Annotated in this window: 18 protein-coding genes and 1 tRNA gene; 12 read left to right on the top strand and 7 right to left on the bottom strand. The window is 66.4% G+C overall.

Annotated elements, in window-relative coordinates:
- Nucleotides 1-42: 42 nt before the first annotated feature.
- On the bottom strand, nucleotides 43-1,302 hold the full coding sequence (locus QZL87_RS09625; RefSeq protein ID WP_295326818.1) for an MFS transporter: 1,260 nt from the start codon (nucleotides 1,300-1,302) through the stop codon (nucleotides 43-45).
- 83 nt (nucleotides 1,303-1,385) lie between these two features.
- Complete coding sequence (locus tag QZL87_RS09630) at nucleotides 1,386-1,952, bottom strand: septal ring lytic transglycosylase RlpA family protein (RefSeq protein WP_295318672.1); 567 nt, start codon at nucleotides 1,950-1,952, stop codon at nucleotides 1,386-1,388.
- A 358-nt stretch (nucleotides 1,953-2,310) separates the two neighbouring features.
- On the opposite strand from QZL87_RS09630, the gene QZL87_RS09635 reads away from it, so the two are divergent.
- The 5 genes from QZL87_RS09635 (at nucleotide 2,311) to QZL87_RS09655 (ending at nucleotide 8,766) form a co-directional block, all read left to right on the top strand.
- Nucleotides 2,311-3,192, top strand: coding sequence for a DUF2520 domain-containing protein (locus tag QZL87_RS09635; RefSeq protein WP_295318674.1), 882 nt, complete (start codon nucleotides 2,311-2,313; stop codon nucleotides 3,190-3,192).
- Between the two features lie 16 nt (nucleotides 3,193-3,208).
- Entirely contained in the window at nucleotides 3,209-5,515 is a 2,307-nt protein-coding gene (locus QZL87_RS09640) for a UvrD-helicase domain-containing protein (RefSeq protein ID WP_295326821.1), read from the top strand.
- A gap of 74 nt (nucleotides 5,516-5,589) precedes the next feature.
- Nucleotides 5,590-6,483, top strand: coding sequence for a DUF4349 domain-containing protein (locus tag QZL87_RS09645; protein WP_295318677.1), 894 nt, complete (start codon nucleotides 5,590-5,592; stop codon nucleotides 6,481-6,483).
- A gap of 51 nt (nucleotides 6,484-6,534) precedes the next feature.
- Nucleotides 6,535-7,584, top strand: coding sequence for an aspartyl/asparaginyl beta-hydroxylase domain-containing protein (locus QZL87_RS09650; protein WP_295318680.1), 1,050 nt, complete (start codon nucleotides 6,535-6,537; stop codon nucleotides 7,582-7,584).
- An 18-nt stretch (nucleotides 7,585-7,602) separates the two neighbouring features.
- Entirely contained in the window at nucleotides 7,603-8,766 is a 1,164-nt protein-coding gene (locus QZL87_RS09655; protein WP_295318682.1) for an acyl-CoA dehydrogenase family protein, read from the top strand.
- A gap of 137 nt (nucleotides 8,767-8,903) precedes the next feature.
- Here the strand turns inward: QZL87_RS09655 and QZL87_RS09660 are convergent.
- A tRNA-Ala gene (locus tag QZL87_RS09660) sits at nucleotides 8,904-8,979 on the bottom strand.
- 99 nt (nucleotides 8,980-9,078) lie between these two features.
- Between QZL87_RS09660 and QZL87_RS09665 the strand changes: the two genes are divergently transcribed.
- Entirely contained in the window at nucleotides 9,079-10,095 is a 1,017-nt protein-coding gene (locus tag QZL87_RS09665; RefSeq protein WP_295318686.1) for an NADP-dependent oxidoreductase, read from the top strand.
- Between the two features lie 126 nt (nucleotides 10,096-10,221).
- Here QZL87_RS09665 and QZL87_RS09670 read toward each other — a convergent pair whose 3' ends face one another.
- Entirely contained in the window at nucleotides 10,222-11,577 is a 1,356-nt protein-coding gene (locus QZL87_RS09670) for a DEAD/DEAH box helicase (protein WP_295318690.1), read from the bottom strand.
- 129 nt (nucleotides 11,578-11,706) lie between these two features.
- On the bottom strand, nucleotides 11,707-12,231 hold the full coding sequence (locus QZL87_RS09675; RefSeq protein WP_295318692.1) for a hypothetical protein: 525 nt from the start codon (nucleotides 12,229-12,231) through the stop codon (nucleotides 11,707-11,709).
- A gap of 189 nt (nucleotides 12,232-12,420) precedes the next feature.
- Here QZL87_RS09675 and QZL87_RS09680 point away from each other — a divergent pair, with 189 nt between their 5' ends.
- Nucleotides 12,421-13,845 carry an FAD-binding oxidoreductase gene (locus tag QZL87_RS09680; RefSeq protein ID WP_295326824.1) on the top strand — a complete coding sequence of 475 codons (1,425 nt, stop codon included), beginning with the start codon at nucleotides 12,421-12,423 and terminating at the stop codon, nucleotides 13,843-13,845.
- A gap of 88 nt (nucleotides 13,846-13,933) precedes the next feature.
- Nucleotides 13,934-14,713, top strand: coding sequence for a SapC family protein (locus tag QZL87_RS09685; RefSeq protein ID WP_295318694.1), 780 nt, complete (start codon nucleotides 13,934-13,936; stop codon nucleotides 14,711-14,713).
- Between the two features lie 90 nt (nucleotides 14,714-14,803).
- Here the strand turns inward: QZL87_RS09685 and QZL87_RS09690 are convergent, their stop codons facing one another.
- Nucleotides 14,804-15,070, bottom strand: a complete 267-nt coding sequence (locus tag QZL87_RS09690) for a DUF1674 domain-containing protein (RefSeq protein WP_325030285.1) — start codon at nucleotides 15,068-15,070, stop codon at nucleotides 14,804-14,806.
- On the opposite strand from QZL87_RS09690, the gene QZL87_RS09695 reads away from it, so the two are divergent.
- Nucleotides 15,069-16,370, top strand: a complete 1,302-nt coding sequence (locus QZL87_RS09695; RefSeq protein WP_295318695.1) for a transcription antitermination factor NusB — start codon at nucleotides 15,069-15,071, stop codon at nucleotides 16,368-16,370. The genes QZL87_RS09690 and QZL87_RS09695 overlap by 2 nt on opposite strands.
- A gap of 158 nt (nucleotides 16,371-16,528) precedes the next feature.
- On the opposite strand, the gene QZL87_RS09700 is transcribed toward QZL87_RS09695, so the two are convergent.
- The gene (locus QZL87_RS09700; protein ID WP_295318697.1) at nucleotides 16,529-18,250 is read right to left on the bottom strand and encodes a DUF885 domain-containing protein; all 1,722 of its coding nucleotides are present in this window, start codon (nucleotides 18,248-18,250) and stop codon (nucleotides 16,529-16,531) included.
- Between the two features lie 276 nt (nucleotides 18,251-18,526).
- On the opposite strand from QZL87_RS09700, the gene QZL87_RS09705 reads away from it, so the two are divergent.
- The 3 genes from QZL87_RS09705 to cysK all read left to right on the top strand — a co-directional run bounded on the left by QZL87_RS09705 (nucleotide 18,527) and on the right by cysK (nucleotide 21,551).
- Nucleotides 18,527-19,840: an MFS transporter gene (locus QZL87_RS09705; protein WP_295318699.1), complete on the top strand. Its 1,314-nt coding sequence runs from the start codon at nucleotides 18,527-18,529 to the stop codon at nucleotides 19,838-19,840.
- Between the two features lie 125 nt (nucleotides 19,841-19,965).
- Nucleotides 19,966-20,634, top strand: a complete 669-nt coding sequence (locus QZL87_RS09710) for an alpha/beta hydrolase (RefSeq protein WP_295318702.1) — start codon at nucleotides 19,966-19,968, stop codon at nucleotides 20,632-20,634.
- On the top strand, nucleotides 20,631-21,551 hold the full coding sequence (gene cysK, locus QZL87_RS09715) for a cysteine synthase A (RefSeq protein ID WP_295318704.1): 921 nt from the start codon (nucleotides 20,631-20,633) through the stop codon (nucleotides 21,549-21,551). The genes QZL87_RS09710 and cysK overlap by 4 nt, the downstream gene beginning before the upstream one ends.
- Nucleotides 21,552-21,554: the final 3 nt, after the last annotated feature.

Here is a 21,554-nt window from a genome sequence, read left to right on the forward strand (position 1 = left end):
CTGCTGCTGGGTTCCCGCTTTCGCGGGAATGACGAAGGAATTTTAAGGAGCGTGGCGCCGGACCATCAACAGGCCCAGCCAACTCACAACCCCCGCTAGCGCGAGATAATAGCCCACGGTTGCGGTCCCGCCCCGCTCGGCGAGCGCCTGCGCGACGATCGGCGCCATCGCTCCGCCGAGGATGCCGCCGGCATTGAACGCCACCGATGCCCCCGTGTAGCGCACGCGCACCGGAAACAGCCCGGTGAGCCAGCTTCCGAGCGGGCCATAGACCAGCCCCATCACGAACAGCGCCGCGGCTAGTCCGAGGAAGATCAGCGGCCAGCTTTCCGACGCCAGCGACGGCCCGAACAGGAAACCGATCAGGATCGTCGCGCCGCAGCCCCAGGTCAGCACCCGCTGTGCGCTCGACGCGTCGCTCCAATATCCGGCGAAGACGATGCCCAGCGCCATGAACAGGATCGCGCCCAGCTGGATCAGCAGAAACTGCTCCTTGGGATAGCCGAGCGCCGTCGTCCCGTGCGCGAGCGCGAAACTGGTCGCGAGATAGAAGATCGCGAAACAGGCGACGACAGCGAAGGTCCCCGCGAGCGTCGCGACCAGATGGTGCCGGAACAACTCGCCGAGCGGCACCGCGACCGGCGCGTCTTTCTCCAACGCTTCGGCGAAATCGGGCGTCTCGCCGATCTTGAGCCGCACCCACAGCCCCAGTCCGACGAGCACCGCCGACAGCAGGAACGGAATGCGCCAGCCCCACGCGGCGAAATCGGCATCGTTCAGCCCCAGCCCCAGAAGCAGGAACAGGCCGTTCGCGGCGATGAAGCCGACCGGCGCGCCCAGCTGCGGGAACATGCCGAAGCGCGATTTCCACCCGGGCGGCGCATTCTCGACCGCAAGCAGCGCCGCCCCGCCCCATTCGCCGCCGAGCCCGAAGCCCTGCCCGAAACGCAGGATGCAGAGCAGCAGCGGTGCGACCCAGCCGACCATCGCATAGGTCGGCAGGAAGGCGATCAGCAAGGTCGAGGCGCCCATGAGCATCAGCGACGCCACCAGTGTCGACTTGCGCCCGATCCGGTCGCCATAATGGCCGAACACGATCGCCCCGACGGGCCGCGCGAAGAAGGCGAGCCCGAAGGTCATGAAGCTGTACATCAGCTGCGCCGACGCCGAACTTTCGGGAAAGAAGAGCGGCCCGAACACCAGCGCCGCGGCGGTGCCATAGATATAGAAATCATAAAATTCGACCGCGGTGCCGACGAGGCTCGCGGTCAGGATACGCCGATGCTGTCGATAGGGTGCCAGTTCCACGGGCGATGCCCCTCCCCTCCAATGTCGGCGACGCTTTGCGCGCGCGTTCCGTCGGGCGCAAGCATGAATGCGAAGCGTCAGCGGCTCCCGGCGGCAAGCTGCGCGCGCAGACGCTGCAACTCGCGCTCGGGCACCGGCGACAGCGACGCCGCGGGCTTGCCCTTGCGCAGCCGCTCGCGATCCTTCTCCGATGGTTCGACGCGGCGCACGCGCACCGGCGCATGGCCCTGCGCCTTCATGCCGAGCTGTTCGGCCGCGCCGCGCGACAGGTCGATGAGCCGCCCGCGCGCGAACGGGCCGCGATCGTTGACCCGGACGATGATCCGCCGCCCGGTGTCGAGCGCGGTGACCTCAACATAGGTCGGCAGCGGCAGCGTCGTATGCGCGGCGGTGATCCAGCCGGGCCGGAACTTCTCGCCATTCGCGGTGCGGTTCCCCGATTCGCTGCCGTACCAGCTCGCATAGCCAAGCGCGTCATAGGCGGGCGCGGCGGCAGGCACATAGGTGGTGCCGCGGATCGTGTAGGCGGGGCCGATGCGCACGGGCGTGTCGGTTACCGGGCGATAATTGCCGCCGGCGCAGGCGGAGAGGGTCAGGACGGCGGTTGCGGCGCCCGCCGCGCGCATGATGGAGTGTCGCTGCATCGCGCGACCGTAGATGCCGGATATGGGGAGATAAAGTCTCTATGGCGGGTTTGGTGGGAAGCGGACGTTCCCTAAACCGTCGCCCCCGCGAAGGCGGGAGCCGCTGGCGGTTTACGCAACGCCGCCCGAGTAGGGACGCTAGCGGCCCCCGCCTTCGCGGGGGCGACGGCCATATCAGTCGCTCCGGCACTTTCCCGCTCGTGTCTCGCGAAGTCGAGACACCCATCGATAGAATGCTTAGCCCGAGGGGCATCTCGACTTCGCTCGAAGCGAACGGGTTAGGTGGGCATTGCGTTCGCTCCCGACCGAACAGACGTTCCATTGGCGAACATCCGCTCGCGCACTACATCCCAAACCCATGACCGATTTCCGTTCCCAACAGCCCGGCATCGTCGGCGCGGGCCGCGTCGCACAGGCCCTCGCGCTTGGCCTGAAACCGCATTCGATCGCACCGCCGATGCTATGGGGCCGCTCACCCGAAAGCGCGCGCGATGCAGCCGCCGCGGTCGGTGCCGTCGCGGGACCTGACCTCGATCGTCTGGTCGCGGAATGCGACCTCATCGTCATCGCCGTCGCCGACGATGCTCTGGTCGAGGTCGTGTCGCGCATGGCAGCCGCGTTGCCAGCTGGCCGCACCCCCTTCGTCTTTCACGTCAGCGGACGCAGCGGCGCGGCGGCGCTCGAACCGCTCGGCAAAGCGGGCGCCATGATCGCCGCAATCCATCCCGCGATGACCTTTACCGGCGATCCCGAAAATGAGGTCGCCCGCATGGCCGGGGCGCGGTTCGCGATCACCGCGGCGGCAGGCGAAGCCATCGAACGGGCGCGGCAGATCGTCGCGTCGCTGGGCGGGGTCGCGGTCGAAATTGCCGAGGATCGGCGCGCGCTCTATCATGCCGCACTCTGCCACGCCTCGAATCATCTCGTCACGCTGATCAGCGGCGCGGCGGGCGGGCTGAAGGACGCCGGCGTCGACGATCCGGCCGCGCTTCTTGCTCCCCTCGTCCGCGCCGCGCTCGAAAACGGCCTCGCGCACGGTTTCGCGGGATTGTCAGGCCCCCTCTTACGCGGCGATGCGCGGACGATCGGCGATCATCTCGCCGCGCTGGCCGACGACAGCCCCGCCCTGCTCCCCGCCTATGTCGCGATGGCGCGCGCGACGCTCGACGAGCTCGAACGCCGCGAAACCACTCCCTCGGACCGGCTCACCGCACTGGACAGCCTGCTCGCTGTTCCCTAATCGTTCGCGCGTGAATATGCCCCCCATCTCGACGCCCGACCTGACCCGCCCCGACCCGTCGGACCCGCCCTATCTTGCCGGCCTCAACGGTCCGCAGCGGCAGGCCGTGCTGACCACCGAAGGCCCCGTGCTGATGCTCGCGGGCGCGGGCACGGGCAAGACCGCGGCGCTCACCGCGCGTCTCGCGCATATCATCGCGACGCGGCGCGCCTGGCCGTCCGAGATTCTCGCGGTGACCTTCACCAACAAGGCAGCGCGCGAGATGCGCGAGCGGATCGGGCGGATGATCGGCGACGCGGTCGAGGGCATGCCGTGGCTCGGCACCTTCCACAGCATCTGCGCCAAGATGCTGCGCCGCCACGCCGAGCTCGTCGGGCTGCAGAGCAATTTCACCATACTCGACACCGACGATCAGCTTCGGGTCCTGAAGCAGCTGATCCAGGCCGAGGGGCTCGACGAGAAACGCTGGCCGGCGCGCCAGCTCGCGGGGCTGATCGACAAGTGGAAGAACCGCGGGCTCACCCCCGCCGACCTCGATGCCACCGACAAGGAAGCCTATGCCGACGGCAAGGGCCAGCATTTCTATGCGCTCTATCAAGCGCGGCTGAAGACGCTCAACGCCTGCGATTTCGGCGACCTGCTGCTCCACATGCTGGTGATATTGAAGACGCACCGCGACGTGCTCGAACAATATCAGACACGTTTCAAATATATCCTCGTCGACGAATATCAGGACACCAACGCCAGCCAGTATCTCTGGCTCCGGCTGCTCGCGCAGGCGCGCAAGAATATCTGCTGCGTCGGCGACGACGATCAGTCGATCTATTCGTGGCGCGGCGCCGAGGTCGCGAACATCCTGCGCTTCGAAAAGGATTTTCCCGGCGCGACGGTGATCCGCCTCGAACAGAATTACCGCTCGACTCCGCAGATTCTTGCCGCCGCATCGGCGCTGATCGCGCAGAATTCGGGCCGGCTCGGCAAGACGCTGTGGACCGAGCTCGAACCCGGCGACAAGCTGCGCGTCGTCGGCGTGTGGGACGGGCCGGAAGAAGCGCGGCGGATCGGCGAGGAGCTCGAAAGCCTCCAGCGCCAGCGCATCTCGCTCGACCGCGCCGCGATCCTCGTCCGCGCGCAGTTCCAGACGCGCGAGTTCGAGGACCGCTTCATCGCGATCGGCATGCCCTATCGCATCGTCGGCGGCTTCCGCTTTTACGAACGCGCCGAGATTCGCGACGCGCTCGCCTATCTGCGCCTCGTCCAGTCGCCGGCCGACGACCTCGCCTTCGAACGCATCGTCAATGTCCCCAAGCGCGGGCTCGGCGACAAGGCGCTCGCGCGCATCCACCAATTCGCGCGGCACGAGAGCGCGCCGCTCTTCCACGCGGCCTCGCGGATCACCGAGACCGACGAGCTGACGCCGCAGGCGCGCCGCCAACTCGCGAACTTCGTCGCGCAGATGCGGAACTGGCAGGCGAAGGCGAACGAACTGTCGCACCCGGAACTCACCCAGCTCATCCTCGACGAATCGGGCTATACCGCAATGCTGCAGGCTGACCGCAGCGTCGAAGCCGCCGGACGGCTCGAGAATCTCTCCGAACTCGTCCGCGCAATGGAGGAATATGAGTCGCTCGAAGCCTTTCTCGAGCATGTCAGCCTCGTCATGGACCGCGACAATGACGACCAGAGCGAGACGGTGACGATCATGACGATCCACGCCGCCAAGGGCCTCGAATTCGACCATGTCTTCCTCGCGGGCTGGGAGGATGGCGTCTTCCCGTCGCAGCGGTCGATGGACGAAGGCGGCACCGCGAGCCTCGAAGAGGAGCGCCGCCTCGCCTATGTCGCGATCACTCGCGCGCGCCGACGCGCGAGCATCTATCACGCCGCGAACCGGCGCATCTACGGCCAGTGGATGAGCAGCATCCCCAGCCGCTTCATCGGCGAAATCCCGCCCGAACATATCGACAGCGAGAACAGCTTCGGCGGCGGGCAAAGCCTGTGGCGCGCCAACTGGTCGGCGCAGGGCGACCCTTTCGCGCATGTCGCCGAACGGAGCCCCGCGCGGACGATGACCCGCGGCCCCGCATGGCAGCGCGCGATGGCGACCTCCACGACGGTCACTCGCGCCCCCGCCCCGTCCGAACGCGGCCCCGCCGCCTCGGTCGGCGCCAAGGCGCGATCCGACCTCGCGATCGGCGTGCGCGTTTTCCACGAGAAGTTCGGTTACGGCGAAATCATCGATATCGACGGCAACAAGCTGGAGGTCGAGTTCGACCAGGCCGGCAGCAAGCGGGTGCTCGACAGCTTCGTCACGCTCGCCTGAAACATATTGTCTACCAGATAAGTTATGATATGTCCTCACCTGCGGCCCACGAGTCGCATGTTGGGAGAGTCTTCATGAAAACCAAGCTCTTGGCGGGCGCGATGGCGCTCGTCCTGATCGGCTGCTCGCAGCAGCGGGCCGACGAGGCGGTGTCGAGCGAAGCGCCGGCGATGGCCGAAGCCGCCAGCGATGCAGCGGGCGGCCCCGATGTCGCGGTCACCGCAGCTCCCGGCGTCGCCTTCCACTATGCCTATGCTTTCCGTCTCGATGACAATCGTATCGCCAGGGTGCAGGAAGAACATGCCGCGGCGTGTGAGGCGCTCGGGATCGCGCGTTGCCGGATCACCGGCATGACCTATCGGCTCGTCCGCGAGAATGAGGTCGAGGCGCAATTGCTGTTCAAGCTCGACCCCGCCATCGCGCGCAAGTTCGGGCGCGACGCGCTTTCCAGCGTCGAAAAGGCCGAAGGCGTGCTGGCCGAGGCGCGGATCGGCGGCGAGGACGTCGGAACGCAGATCAGCGACTCGCAGCGCCGCAGCGCCGATATAGGGGCCGAAATTGCCCGGCTGGAGGCGCGGCTGAAGCAAGGCGGCCTCGGCGACCGCGAGCGCACCGAATTGCAGCAACAAATTTCGGCGATGCGGCGACAGCTCGACGGCGAGCGCGATAACCGCCGCGCAGGCGAAGCGATGCTGGCAACGACGCCGATGCAGTTCGACTATGTCGGCACCGGCGGCCTGCCCGGCATCGGCTATGGCAATCCGTTCAGCGACGCGTTGAACATGCTGATCCGTAGCGGCAGCGTGATGCTGTCCTTCATCCTCGTCGTCGGTGCGGCGATCCTGCCCTGGGCCGCGCTCTTTCTGGTGTTGCTCGCGGCTTGGCGGACTGCTCCGGTGTTTGCGATCCGCAAATGGCTTCGCGGCGCGGCGAAATCTGCCGCGGCACCGGCGGCGCCATCGGGCTGAGCGCGCAGCCGCGCGCTTGCAAAGGCCCAGCGCCCCGTTATGCCAAGGACCATGACGGGGCAGACGACATGGCTGGACCAAGCGCGCGACGCGCACCGCCGCGGCGATGTGGCGGCGGAGACTGCGGCGCTCGACGCCGCGATCCGCGCCGATCGCGGCAATCTCCCGGCCTTGCTGGCGATGGCGGAACTCAAGCGCCGGCTCGCCGACGATCGCGCGGCGGGCAGCTTTTACCGCCTCGCGCTCGGCACCGCCGCGCAGGCGCGCAGCGTTCCGCCGGCGCTTCATCCCGGCCTTCAGCGCGCCGAGCAGTTCCTCGCCGAGACCGAGCGCGCCTTTGCCGATCACCTGCTCGGCCAGCTGCGCGGGGCGGGGATCGACACAAAGAACGCCACGCCGCGCGTCGCAGAGGCGCTGCGGATGCTTGCCGGCGAGCAGCCGCTCTATGTGCAACAGCCGAACATGTTCTACTTCCCGGGCCTCGCCCAGCGCCCCTTTTTCGAGCGGTCCGATTTCGACTGGGCGGAAGCGGTCGAGGCCGCGACCGGCGCGATCCGCGCCGAACTGCTCGCCATGATCGATAGCGCGGCCGACGCTTTCGGTCCCTATGTCACCGCCGCCCCCGGCCGGCCGCCGCCGAACAACCCGCTGCTCGACAAGCCCGACTGGGGAGCGGCCTGGCTCTGGAAGGATGGCGCGGTCGCCGACGGGATGGCGGCGCTATGTCCCGCGGCGCTCGCCGCGCTGGAGCTCGCACCGCAGCCCGTCATCCCCGGGCGCGCGCCGATCGCGCTCTTCTCGCGCCTCACCCCCGGCACGCATATCCAGCCGCACCACGGCATGCTCAACACGCGGCTGATCTGCCACCTGCCGCTCATCGTGCCCGATGGTTGCGGCCTCCGCGTCGGAGCCGAAACGCGCGGCTGGCGCGAGGGCGAGCTGCTGATTTTCGACGACAGCTTCGAGCATGAGGCGTGGAATCGCGGGACCAGCGACCGCACCATCCTGCTGTTCGAAATCTGGCGCCCCGACATCGATGCCGACGAACGCGAACAATTGACGCGCATCTTCGCGGCGATCGACACTTATGGCGAACAATAGACCAGGGACAGGAAGACGATGATCAATCCGGGAATGGATGCCGACATTTACGACGCCTTTATCGAGCAGCTGCAACGCTATGTCCGCGAGCGGCTGATCCCCGCCGAAGACCGGCTCGAAGAGCTCGGCCGCGTTCCCGACGATATTCTCGCCGAAATGCGCGACATGGGGCTGTTCGGGGTGACGATGCCGGAGGAATATGGCGGCGCGGGCATGAACATCAGCCAATATGTCGGCTTCATCCGCGAACTGGCCTACGCCTCGCCCGCCTATCGCTCGATCGTGTCGATCAATATCGGCATGGTGTGCAAGTCGCTCATCGGCTTCGGCACCGAGCAACAGAAGGCGCATTGGCTGCCCAAGCTCGCCGCCGGATCGATCGCGGCCTTCGGTTTGACCGAACCCGACAGCGGCTCGGACAGCGCGGCGATGAAGACACGCGCGGTGCGCGACGGCAACGGCTATGTGCTGAACGGCACCAAGCGTTACATCACCAATGCGCCCTTCGCCGACGTCATCCTCGTCATGGCGCGCACCAATGTCGAGGCATTGCCCAAGAATGCGCATGTCAGCGCCTTCCTCGTCCCGCGCGACGCGCCCGGCGTGTCGATCGGCAAGCCCGACGGCAAGATGGGTCAGGCGGGATCGCAGATCGCCGACGTGATTCTGGAGGATGTGCATGTCGACGGCGACGCGCTGCTCGGCGGCGAGGAAGGGATCGGTTTCCGCGCCGCGATGCAGAGCCTCGACAACGGCCGCCTGTCGGTCGCCGCGGCGAGCGTCGGCTATGCGAAGCGCATGCTCGATGCGGGCCTGCAATATGCGATGGAGCGCAAGGCGTTCGGCGAACCGATCGCCAATTTTCAGCTGATCCAGGCGATGCTCGCCGACAGCAAGGCCGAAATCTATGCCGCCGACTGCATGCTGAACGACGCCTGCGCGCGCGCCGATCGCGGCGAGAAGATATTGGTCGAAGCCGCGGCGACCAAGATGTTCGCCAGCGAAATGTGCGGGCGTGTCGCCGACCGTGTGGTCCAGATTCACGGCGGGGCTGGCTATCTCAAGGAATATCTGGCCGAACGCTTCTATCGCGACTGCCGCATTTACCGCATTTATGAAGGGACGACGCAGATCCAGCAGCTAGTGATCGCGAAGAATATGATTCGGGATTTTGCCGGCTAAAGCCGGCGGCACCGGCCCGCTCCCCCACCGCCCGAAGACGACGCGTGGCGTCGAAGGGCCTCCCATAGGCTACTATCGTTAAGGAGGCCGGGTGGGGGAGCGGGCCGGTGCCGCCAAGCAATATAGGGAAATGTCGCTGGTGGAGCCGAGGGGAATCGAACCCCTGACCTCTGCAGTGCGATTGCAGCGCTCTCCCATCTGAGCTACGGCCCCGCGACGGGCGGGGTCTTAACGGCACTGACTGGCGGTGGCAACGGCTTTTCTGACCATGGTCGTTGCTGCGGGGAAAATTTGAGGAATGGGGGGATTCCGATGACCAAGGCATGGCATTTGACCAGTCGTCCGCAGGGGCTGCCGACGCACGCGAATTTCGCGCTCCGCGACCTGCCCGACGCGCCGCTCGAAAACGACCAGCTTCGGGTCCGCAACCTCTGGCTGTCGGTCGACCCCTATATGCGCGGGCGCATGAACGACGCGAAGAGCTATGCGGCGAGCTTTCAGATCGATCAGCCGATGACCGGCGGCGCGATCGGCGAAGTCGTCGAAAGCCGGATGGAGGGCTTCGCGCCCGGCGACCTGATCCTTCACATGGGCGGCTGGCGCGACGGCGGCGTGATCGGGCTCGACATGATGCCGAACAAACTGCCCGCCGAGGCGCTGGCGGCGGGCATGACGCCGCAGACTTTCCTGCACAATATGGGCCTGACCGGCGGCACCGCCTGGATCGGCCTGCTGCGTATCGCGAGCGCGAAGCCCGGCGACACGGTGTTCGTATCGGCCGCGGCGGGCGCGGTGGGCTCGGCGGTGGTCCAGATCGCCAAGGCGCGCGAGATGACGGTGATCGGCTCGGCCGGCGGCGCCGAAAAATGCGAATGGGTTCTCGACCTCGGCGCCGATGCGGTGGTCGACTATAAGGCGGGGCCGGTGCTGCCGCAGCTCGCGGCCGCGCTCGAACGCCTCGGCAAGCCCGGGATCGACGTTTATTTCGACAATGTCGGCGGCGAGCATCTCGACGCCGCCTTTGCGACCGCGAACGATTTCGCGCGCTTCGCGATCTGCGGCATGATCGACGTCTATAACGATGGAAAGCCTCAGGAGATGAAATATCTCATCCGCGCGATTCCGTCGCGGATCCGCATGGAAGGCTTCATCTACACCGACCAGTTCATCGAGTGCATGGAGGAATTCTACGCCGACATGGGCGGCCTGATCGCCAGCGGAGCGGTGACGATGCGCGAAACCGTGCATGAGGGGCTGGAGGCGGCGCCCGATGCGTTTCTGGGGCTGTTCGCAGGCGCGAATATCGGAAAGATGCTGGTCCGCGTTTGAGCGCGACAATGGACGTCGCCCCCGCGAAGGCGGGGGCCGCTGGCAGCTCTATTCAGCGCCGCCGCGCAAACCGATAGCGGCCCCCGCCTTCGCGGGGGCGACGATTTGCTCAGCTACCGGTAATGTTCAGCTACCGAATCCCACCGACAGGAAACCGGGCATCGGCCCGTTCCACCCGTCGTCGGGACCGTCGTCATCGTCGTGCCGCGACCGCGGAGCCGGTTTCCGGCCGGCGTCCTTCTTCGGGGCCTTGGCCGGCTTTTCAACCGCGCGCTTCGGTTCCTTCGCGGCTTTGGCACCCGCCCGTCGCCCGCGTCGCGGTTCGCGCTCGTCGGCGTCGCCGTCGGTGGCCCGCTGCGGCGCACCACCCTCCCCGCCATGGACCGGAATCTGATAGCCCGTCAGCTTCTGGATATTGTCGACCGCCTCGTCATCCGAGGGCGTCACCAGCGTGAAGGCGCGTCCCTTGGCGCCCGCGCGGCCGGTGCGGCCGATCCGGTGAACATAATCGTCGGGGTGCCACGGCGCATCGAAATTGAAGACATGGCTGACGCCCTTGACGTCGAGCCCGCGCGCCGCGACGTCCGACGCCACGAGGATGTTGATCGTCCCCGCCTTGAAGCGGTCGAGTTCGGCGATGCGGCTCGACTGGTCCATGTCGCCATGGATCTCGCCGGCCTTGTACCGATAGCGCTGAAGCGATTTCGCGAGGTCGCGCACCGTCGTCTTGCGGTTGCAGAAGATGATAGCGGTGCCGACGTCTTCGGCCTCGAGCAGGTCGCGCAATGTATCGCGCTTGCCGCGTTCGGACGTCTTGACGAGGAACTGCTCGATATTCTCGTTGCGGCTCGCGGGGCGCGCGACCTCGACCGTCTTCGGGTTCGAGAGGAATTTGTCGGCGAGCTTCTTGATCGGCGGCGGCATCGTCGCCGAGAACAGCAGCGTCTGCCGATTCGCGGGCAGCTTGGTGCAGATATTCTCGATGTCGGGAATGAAGCCCATGTCGAGCATCCGGTCGGCTTCGTCGATCACCAGCAGGTTGCAGCCGGTGAGCAATATCTTGCCGCGCTCGAACAGGTCCATCAGGCGGCCGGGCGTCGCGATCAGCACGTCGACGCCCTTTTCGAGCGCCTTCACCTGGTCGCCCATCTGCACGCCGCCGATGAGCAGCGCCATCGAAAGCTTGTGATACTTGCCGTATTTTTCAAAATTTTCCGCGACTTGTGCAGCGAGTTCACGCGTAGGCTCGAGGATCAGCGAACGCGGCATCAGCGCGCGGGCGCGGCCGTGCGCGAGGATGTCGATCATCGGCAGCACGAAGGACGCCGTCTTGCCCGTACCCGTCTGGGCGATGCCGATCATGTCGCGCATCATCAGCACCGAGGGGATCGCGCCCGCCTGAATGGCGGTCGGCTCGGTATAGCCCGACTCGTCGATCGCGCGCAAAAGTTCATCGGAAAGGCCGAGGTCGGCAAAATTCATGAGGCAATATGTCCGGAAATAAAAGGAGCGTGCCGCCTCCCACGCAGGCGGACGTTGCCGCGGCCCTTGGGGAAATAGCGGAGAAAAGTCAAGGAAAGGTCGCGAAAAACGCGGCGGGGCGCGTATCGGCTAATCGTCCTCGTGAACCGGGACCATCAGCCGGAACTTGTCGATCTCACACTTCGCGCCGGTGCGCGCATGGATTTGGTCGCGATCCTCGCAGAGTTTGCCGTCCTTGCTGCCCTGCATGTAGAAACCGGCATAGAAGTCGAGCGCGCGGCAGCCGCGATTGAGCTGGGCGCGCAACCTTTGCTTTTGCCGCGTGATCAGATCGATGCTGTCGCGCTGAACCGCCTGCATCCCCATGATGTTGCGCATCGCGACGCATTTGGGCGCCTTTTTTTCCTTCCAGACGACCGGCAATTCAATGTCCCGCCTGGGCGTCGAGCGTTCGGCGGCGAAATTGTTGATCGGCGACCGCCGGGCGGGAACGCGGATGATCAATTGCTGCTCGATCACCATCTGCCAGAAGGACGCGGCCTGATCGACCGTCGGAACGGAAATCGCCACCAGCGGATCCGGCGCCGCCGGGGGCGGCACCGCGTCGGCGACCGGCGCGGCCGCGGCGAACCACAGGAAAGCCGCCGTCAACACAGCCGCGCTGCCGCTCCCCCGGCGCCCTGACAGAAGATGCTGATCACCCTTCGCTCCCGCGTCCATGCCCCGCTGGACGAATGGATATGATTCGTCCATCGCCCCCTTTAACGAGGATGATTGAACATCAAATGAACTGATGTCGCTCCATATTCCATGGAGCGCGCGAAGTTTCCGGAGTGGAAGGGCATGACGCACGCGCCATCGACATCGCTGCTGGGCGAACTCGCATCCTTGCTCGGGCCGAAGGGCTATAGCGCCGACGCCGCCGCGATCGCACCCTGGCTGACCGACTGGCGCGGCAAATTTCACGGCCGCGCCGCCGCGATGCTGTCGCCGGCGTCAACCGAAGAGGTGGCGGCGGTCGTCCGGCTGTGCGTGGATGCAAAGGTCGCACTGGTTCCGCAGGGCGGTAACAGCAGTATGGTCGGCGGCGCCACGCCCGACGCCAGCGGCGACCAATTGCTGCTGAGCCTGCGGCGTATGAACGGGATACGTCATGTCGATGCGGCGGCGCGCCTTGCCGTTGCCGAAGCAGGCGTAATCCTCGAAAATTTTCATCACGCCGTCCTGAACCACGGCCTGCGCTTTCCCCTCACCCTCGGCGGCAAGGGGTCGGCGACGATCGGCGGGCTCGTCTCGACCAACGCCGGGGGGACGCAGGTGCTGCGCCACGGCACGATGCGCGCGCTGGTCGCGGGGATCGAGGCCGTGCTGCCCGACGGCAGCATCTTCGACGGGCTGGCGCCGCTCAAGAAGGATAATCGCGGCTATGACCTGCGGCACCTGCTGTGCGGCGCCGAGGGGACATTGGGCGTCGTCACCGCCGCATGCCTGCATCTCGTCCCCGCGGCGACGGCGCGGCGCACCGCGTGGATCGGCGTCGATTCGCCCGAAACCGCGCTCCTGCTGCTCCGCCGCCTCGACGCGGCGATCGGCGATGAGCTCGAGGGCTTCGAGCTGATCCCGCAAAGCTGCCTCGATGCCGTGCTCCGCCATATCCCCCAGACGCGCGCGCCGCTTTCCGACGCGCACCCCTGGCATGTACTGCTCGAGCTCGCCGGCGACAGCGATCAGGCGCTGGGCGAGGCGCTCGACCCGCAGCTCGCGGCGGCGATCGGCGCCGGGCTGATCCGCGATGTCGTGATCGCCAAAAATGAACGCGAAAGCGACGATTTCTGGCGGCTGCGCGATTCCATTTCCGAAGCCGAACGCGCCGAAGGCCCCGCGCTGCAACATGACATCAGCGTGCCCGTCGACCTGATGCCCGCCTTCATCGCTGAAAACCCGCGCCGGCTGGATCGCGCCTTTCCGGGAATAGGCGCCCTGTCCTTCGGTCATCTGGGCGACGGTAACGTCCATCACCATGTCCAACCGCCCGCCGGGGTCGACGGCGCCGCATGGCTCGCCGACCATGGCGCCGCGGTCAGCCGAATCGTCTATTCGCATGTCGTCGAACTCGGCGGGTCGATTTCGGCCGAGCATGGGATCGGCCAGATGAAGCGCGACATCCTGGCCGAGCTGGACAGTCCGGCGCGGCTGTCGGCGCTCCGCGGCGTCAAGACGGGCCTCGATCCCGCAGGCATCTTCAATCCCGGCAAGCTCATCGCCTGACCATCGCCCCCTTGCGCCGCGCGGCGCAGGTCAATAAGGCGCTTTATCCTTTTCGCACCCGCCCGCGGGACATTACCGGAGTTGAAACATGGCCTCTGCGCCCGCCCCTGCCAACCTGCCGCTGTTCTACAAGGACCTCGCCCCGCTTTCGAGCGTCGACCACGCCGATTTCCGCGCCCGCCCGCTCGACAGCGCCGAATTCCTGGTTGGTCAGCATGCGATCCCGCTGACGTCGGACGAATTCGTCTCGGCCTGCCGCTTCTTCCCGATCGTCTTTTCGGCGGGCGACAACCCGGTTCCGCTCGCGCTGATGGGCCTCAATGAAGGCATCAACACCTTCGTCGATGACGAAGGCAAGCTGATCAACCCCGTCTACGTCCCCGCCTATATCCGCCGTTACCCCTTCCTGCTTGCCAAGCTTCAGCCCAATTCGGACGAACTGTCGCTGTGCTTCGACCCGACCTCGGGCGCGCTCGGCAAGTTCGACGAAGGCGACGTGCTGTTCGTCGACGGTCAGCCGTCGGACCAGACCAAGGCCGTGCTCGAATTCTGCAAGAATTTCGAGGAAGCCGGCCAGCGCACCGGCATGTTCATGGAAGAGCTGAAAAAGGCCGACCTGCTGATGGACGGCGAAGTCTCGATCCAGCAGGAAGGCAATGACAAGCCCTATGTCTATCGCGGTTTCCAGATGGTCGACGAGAACAAGCTGCGCGAACTGCGCGGCGACGTGCTGCGCAAGCTGATGCAGAACGGCATCCTCGGCCTGATCTTCGCGCACCTCTTCTCGTTGCAGCTGATGCGCGAAGTGTTCGCCGAACAGGTCAAGAGCGGCAAGATGCCGCTGAACACCGAACTGCCCGCCGTATAAAGGCAGATAAACTCAAGGCCGCTCCCGGCTCGGTGCCGTGGGCGGCCTTTTGCATTTCGGCGGTGTCGCCTGGCCGCATCTCATCGCAGTTCAGAAGTCGACTGCGACGCCTTTGAGCTCCCAGTCGCCATAGCGCACCGGGTTGCGCCCGCCGGGCTGGTCCTCGGCCTTGTCCTCATGAATCGGCCGGGGCGCCGGGACCGCGCTGTTCGTCCAGCCTTCGGGCGCCTTCACATGCGCGGGGCGCTTTACAGCGCGCGGCGTTCCGCCGATGGTCGCGTTCGGGCTGCTGTCGTTCGTCATGCCCGCAATATAGGATTTTTCATGCGCCACGCCAACCACGCCGTTCCCGGTCATGGCTGATCGTCGCCCGCCGCGCCGCCGCCGCTCGCCGGGCGAGGCCGATCCGCCGGGCATGGCGCCGCGCCGCGCCGCGCTCCGCCTGGTCGATGCGATCCTGCGGCGCGGCGACCCGCTCGACGTCGCGATGCACGCCGCCGCGCAGGGCCTCACCGGCGCCGATCGCGCTTTCGCCGTCGCAATCGCGTCCGAAACGATGCGCTGGATGGTCGACATCGACGCGCTGATCGACGGGGCGACGGCGCAGATCCTTCCGGACGACGTCAAGTCGCGCGCGGTGCTGCGGATCGCGCTCGCGCAGTTGCTGGTGCTGAAGAGCCCCGGCCACGCGGTCGTATCGACCGCCCTGCCGCTCGTCGACGGCGGGCCCCGCCGGCTCGTCCACGCGATCCTGTCGCGCGCGCAGCAGGAGGAATGGACGCTTCCCGACCGCGCAACGCTCCCCCTGTCCGCCGCCGAACGCTGGGCCGAGCAATGGGGCTTGGCGATGGTCGAAGCCGCCGAGGCGGGCTGGAGCGCGCCGCCCCCGATCGACCTCAGCTTCGCCGCCGAACCCGGCGCGGAGGAATGGGAGGGCGCGCTATCGCTCGCGCCGCGCCATCGCCGGTTGCCGCGCGGTCAGGCGGTGGAGGCGATGCCGGGCTTCAACGAAGGCGGCTGGTGGGTGCAGGATCTGGCCGCCAGCCTGCCCGCACGGTTGCTCGGCGCCGGCGAAGGCCGGACGGTGCTCGATCTTTGCGCCGCGCCCGGCGGCAAGACGATGCAGCTTGCCGCCGCGGGCTGGGACGTCATTGCGGTCGATGCCAGCGCCAAGCGGCTCGAACGGCTGCGCGCCAATATCGAGCGCACCGGCCTTTCGGCCGCGATCGTGCAGGGCGATATCCGCTCGTGGGAACCCGCCGCGCCGGTCGATGCGGTCCTGCTCGACGCGCCCTGCTCGGCGACCGGCATCTTCCGCCGCCATCCCGATGTGCTCCATCGCATCGAGCCGCGGCAGATTGCCGAAATGGCCGCCCTGCAGGCCGATCTGCTCGCGCGCGCGGCACACTGGATCAAACCGGGCGGCACGCTGGTCTATGCCACCTGCTCGCTCGAACGCGCCGAGGGAGAGGAGCAAATGGCGGCGTTCCTCGATCGCCACGAGGATTGGACCGTCGACCCCGTCCGCCCCGAGGAACTGCCCGCCGCCATCGCGCCCGACGGCGGCGGGTTCATCCGCACGCTGCCCGGCCTGCTCGCCGATGCAGGCGGACTCGACGGCTTCTTCGTCGCACGGTTGCGCGCGCCGTCGGGCTGAGCGGCGCGGCGACCCCGCTCGACTGGAGCGCGATCGGTAGCCCGAAACACCGTCTTCCCCATTCCGTCATCCCGGCGAAGGCCAGGATCTCGCCCTCTCGGAATGACGCACCGGCGAGATCCCGGCCTTCGCCGGGATGACGGGAGGAGGAAACCTCGTCAGAACACCGCCTTCGGCGTGTCCTCCTTCATCATCGCGGCGCGGACCATCGGGATCGGCGGGCCGCCATAGGACAGGAATTCGTCGTGGAAGGCCTTCCACTTCGTCCGGTCGCCCTTCGTCCAGTCGTCGCGCAGCTTGCGGATCATCAGCTTGCCCATCGTATAGTTGAGATAGGCGGGATCATAGGTGCCGCGCGCCGCCTGTTGCCGGGCATTGCCTTCGTCCTGATAGCATTGCTCCTTGAACAGCTTTTCCGATTCCGCGACCGTCATGCCCTGCGTGTGGAGGCCGATCGCCGACAGATAGCGGCAATCGCGCAGCAGCGCGTTCGACAGCTGGCCGATATGCGTTTCGAGGTCGCCGTCGCCCAGCCCGGCATCCCACATCATCTCCTCGGTATAATGCGCCCAGCCCTCGGCGAACGCATAGCCGACGAACAGCTTGCCGAAGATGCTTGTCGCGCGGTTCGAATGGAGGAAGTTGAGGAAGTGCCCCGGCCACACCTCGTGGACCGAGGTGAAAAGCAGATCCTTCTTGCCGGGAATGAACGCGTCCTGCGTCGCCTTGTCCCACGCCGGATCGGGCGGCGAGATATAATAGACCGACGGCAGGCCTTTCTCATATGGTCCGGGAATGTCGATATAGGCGCTGTTCTGCCGGTTATAGGGCGGCGATTCCTCGACCTGCGCCTGTTCGGTGCCGGGAATGCTCACGATATCCTTCTCGACCAGAAACGCCCGCAGGACCGGAAGCTGGCGCCGCGCCTCGGCGACGGGGCCGCCTTCGGGCTTATCCGCGTTCATCTTCTTCATGCAGTCGGCGATCGTCATCCCCGCGGCATAGGTCGCGCAGGCGGCCTTCAGCGCGTCCTGGTTGCGCTTGAGGTCGGCGCGGCCGATGCGCTCGAGTTCGGCGAGCGGCGTATCGACGCCTTCGTTGGTCAGGATCATCTTCGCGAACTTCTCGGCGCCCAGCGCATAGCCGTCCGGCGTCCCCGGCTGCGACCCGACATATTCGGCAAGATCGGTCATCGCCGCGCCCGCCTTTGCCACCGCCTCGTCGAACCGCTTCTGCAGCGCCTCATCCTTGACCGAGGCGAAGGCCGCCTTGGCGTCGCCCTTGTAATAGTCGGCAAAGCCGCCGAATCCGGCGGTGCCATATTTGACGAAGGTCGCGGGCAGCGGAAGTTTCAGGTTCGCCTTGATCTGCGCCGCCGCCGCCGGGACCTTTTCGGCATAGGCGATGAACGCCTTCATCCGCGTCGTCGCATCGGCATAGGGCCGCGCGATATAGACATTGGGGTCGAGCGCGCCGGTGTAGAAAGCCGGGTTCTTCTGCGCGAAATCGGTGTCGCGAAGGAAGAAGAGCTGGCCCTGCGCGACATGGATCAGATAATCGCGCTCGAACTTCTCGGCATCGGTCATCTCGCCGTCGAACGCCTTGGCGTCGGCGATCGTCTTTTCGAGATAGGCGGCCTGCTTTTCGAGGCCCTCGGGCGACCAGTCGGGCAGCTGGCCGTCATACTCATGCTTGCCTTGATAAACCGCGAAATTCGGATTGAGCGGAAAATAGCCGGCGAGGAAATTATCGCGAAACTCGGTCCATGACTTGGCGCTCGAAGCTGTTGCGGACTTGTTGTCGGACGCGTTGCACGCGGTGAGCGCGAGCAGCGTTGCAGCCATGGCGGCGCCGCCGAAACGAGTGAATTTGCTAGTCATGTCCGGTATCTCCCCGATAGTGATGGGGGTTTCTGCCACCATGACCGACAAGTGACACCCACTAATCGACGAACGGCAGTTTTTGGGGTGGGGAGCGGGCGTCCCCCATAACCGTCGCCCCCGCGAAGGCGGAGGCCGCTAGCGGCCTTACTCAGCGGCTTTGCCTAAACCGGCAGCGGCCCCCGCCTTCGCGGGGGCGACGGCTGGGTTCAGCCAGAAGCGGCTATGGCACAATTGCCCTAGACAGCTTCGCAAACCCCATTACGGCGATCATCGATGGCGACGATCCCCCCACCCGAAGGCGAAGAACCGGTGATGCCGGAGGCGACGCCCAAAGCCCCCTCCCCGCTCAGCTTTCCCGACTTCCGCTATTTCTGGCTCGCACGCTTCACCGCGGTGACCGCGACGATCGCGATGGTCGTGGTGATCGGCTACCAGCTCTATGACACGGCACGCTCCGACTATGGCATGTCGATCAAGGAGGCCTCGTTCCAGCTCGGGCTGCTCGGCCTCTTTCAGTTCGTCCCGCTCGCGATCCTGACGCCCGTCGCCGGCTGGGCCGCCGACCGCTTCGAGCGGCGGAGCGTCGCGATCTTCTCGAACCTCATCGACCTGCTCATCGCCGCGACGCTCGGCAGGTTCACCTGGACGGACGGGCTGACCTTGCCGCTGCTCTTCGGCCTCGCCGCGCTGCACGGCGTCGCGCGCGTCTTCTCCGGCCCGGCGATGAGCGCGATCGCGCCCAATATCGTGCCCCCCGCCGTGCTGCCGCGCGCGATCGCGATGAGCAGCATCGCCTGGCAATCGGCGTCGGTGATCGGCCCCGCGGCGGGCGGCCTCATCTATGCCGCGCACCCGGCGTCGGTCTATGGCTTCGCCGCCGCGCTGCTCGCGGTCTCGGCCTTCACCTTGAGCCGCGTGCGCCCGGTGCTGCCGCCGCCCGCCGAGGTCCGCCGCCATCCGCTGCGCGAGATGGTCGACGGGCTGCGCTTCGTGTGGATCGAGCGGTTCCTGCTCGGCACGATCACGCTCGACCTGTTCGCCGTGCTGCTCGCGGGCGCGACCGCGATGTTCCCCGTTTTCGCCCGCGACATATTGCACGCGGGGCCCGAAGGCGCTGGATTGATGCGCGCCGCCGTCGCCTTCGGATCGGTCGGCGTCGCCGTCGGCCTCGCCATCCGCCCGATCGAACGCAACGTCGGCGTGAAGATGCTGTGGGCGGTCGCGGTGTTCGGCGCCGGAACGGTGATTTTCGGGTTCTCGACCAATCTCTTGCTGTCGCTCGGCGTGCTCGTGATCATGGGCGCGGCCGACATGTTCTCGGTCTTCGTGCGCGGCACGCTGATCCAGCTCAACACGCCCGACCATATGCGCGGCCGCGTCAGCGCCGCGTCGGGGCTCGCCATTTCGGCCTCGAACGAACTGGGCGAGATGCGCGCCGGGGCGATGGCCGCGGCGCTCGGGCCGGTCGGCGCCGTCGTCGTCGGCGGCGCCGGGGCGATCGGTGTGACCGCGCTCTGGGCCTGGCTTTTCCCCGAGCTTCGGCGCGCGCGGACCTTCGAGCCGCAATTCAGACAAAGCAAAGAATAGGGTCAAACCGTTCGCCGTATCTGGCGCTCAATCTGTCCGAAGCCTATTGTCAATTTAATTTGTTGAGTTATCTATATCTCACCCGTCACCGCGGTTCCCCTTGTCCCCTCAAAGGAGAAACCGTCATGCACAGCGCGACGATCCGCCACAAAATCCTGACGATTCCGGGCCTTCACAACAGCGGCCCGACCCACTGGCAGAGCCTGTGGGAGCATAAGTTTCCGGGCAGCGAGCGAATCGAACTCGGCCGCTGGGACAATCCCGACAAGGATGAATGGGTCCGGCAAATCGACACCGCGATCGCGGCCGAGAGCGAGCCGGTGCTCGTCGCGGCGCACAGCCTTGGCTGCCACGCCTTCGCCCACTGGTTCGCCGACGCGAGCGCGGTCACGCGAACGCGCATCGCCGGCGCGCTGCTCGTCGCGCCGCCCGACCTCGGCCGGCTGCGGCACCAGCATGGCGCGCTGAATTTCGCCGACTCGCCCGCGTTCACGTCGCGCATACCGATGATCGTCGTCGCCAGCGACAATGATCATTATGCCAAGACCGCGCATGTCTGGCGCCTCGCCCGCCACTGGGATGCGCGCTTCGTCAACGCCGGGCCATTCGGTCATATCAATGCCGACTCGGGGATCGGCGACTGGCCTTATGGACAGTATCTCCTCGCATCGTTACAACCCGCGCCGACGCCGGCGCTGGCGGACGAGGCCCTCTGGCTGCGCGCCGGGGACTGGCCGAATCGCGTCCGCCGCGACCCGCGGTTCGAATTCAAGGAAAGAGCGCACCGATCATGAAAGCCAATTCGATCCTAGATACCATCGGGAACACGCCGCACATCCGCATGGCAAAGCTGTTCCCCGACGCCGAAGTCTGGGTGAAGTCGGAACGCAGCAATCCCGGCGGGTCGATCAAGGACCGGATCGGCCTCGCGATGATCGAGGCGGCCGAGCGCGACGGCAGCCTGAACACCGGCGGCACCATCGTCGAGCCGACGTCGGGGAATACCGGCATCGGCCTCGCGATGGCGGCCGCGGTCAAGGGCTACAAGCTGATCCTCGTCATGCCTGAAAGCATGTCGATCGAACGCCGCCGCCTGATGCTCGCCTATGGCGCGACCTTCGACCTCACGCCGCGCGAAAAGGGCATGAAGGGCGCGATCGAGCGCGCGATCGAGCTCGTCGAGACGACGCCGGGCGCCTGGATGCCCCAGCAGTTCGAGAATGAAGCGAACATCGACGTCCATGTCCGCACGACGGGCCCCGAAATCCTCGCCGATTTCAAGGATACGCCGATTGACGTGCTGATCACCGGCGTCGGCACCGGCGGCCATATCACCGGCGTCGCGCAGTTCCTGAAAGAATATTGGCCGAACCTCAAGGTCTTCGCGGTCGAGCCGACCCTGTCTCCCGTCATTTCGGGGGGGCAACCCGGGCCGCACCCGATTCAGGGCCTTGGCGCCGGCTTCATCCCGCGCAACCTCCACACCGACCTTCTCGACGGCGTGATCAAGGTCGAGGCGGCCGACGCCAAGCAATGGGCGCTTCGCGCCGCGACCGAGGAAGGCATGCTCATCGGTATCTCGTCGGGCGCGACGCTCGCCGCGATCGATCAGAAGCTCGCGGAGCTTCCGCCGGGCAGCCGCGTGCTCGGTTTCAATTACGACACCGGGGAGCGTTACCTGTCGGTTCCCGATTTCCTGCCGGAGATCTGAGCC

The organism is uncultured Sphingopyxis sp., from assembly GCF_900078365.1.
GTDB lineage: Bacteria > Pseudomonadota > Alphaproteobacteria > Sphingomonadales > Sphingomonadaceae > Sphingopyxis.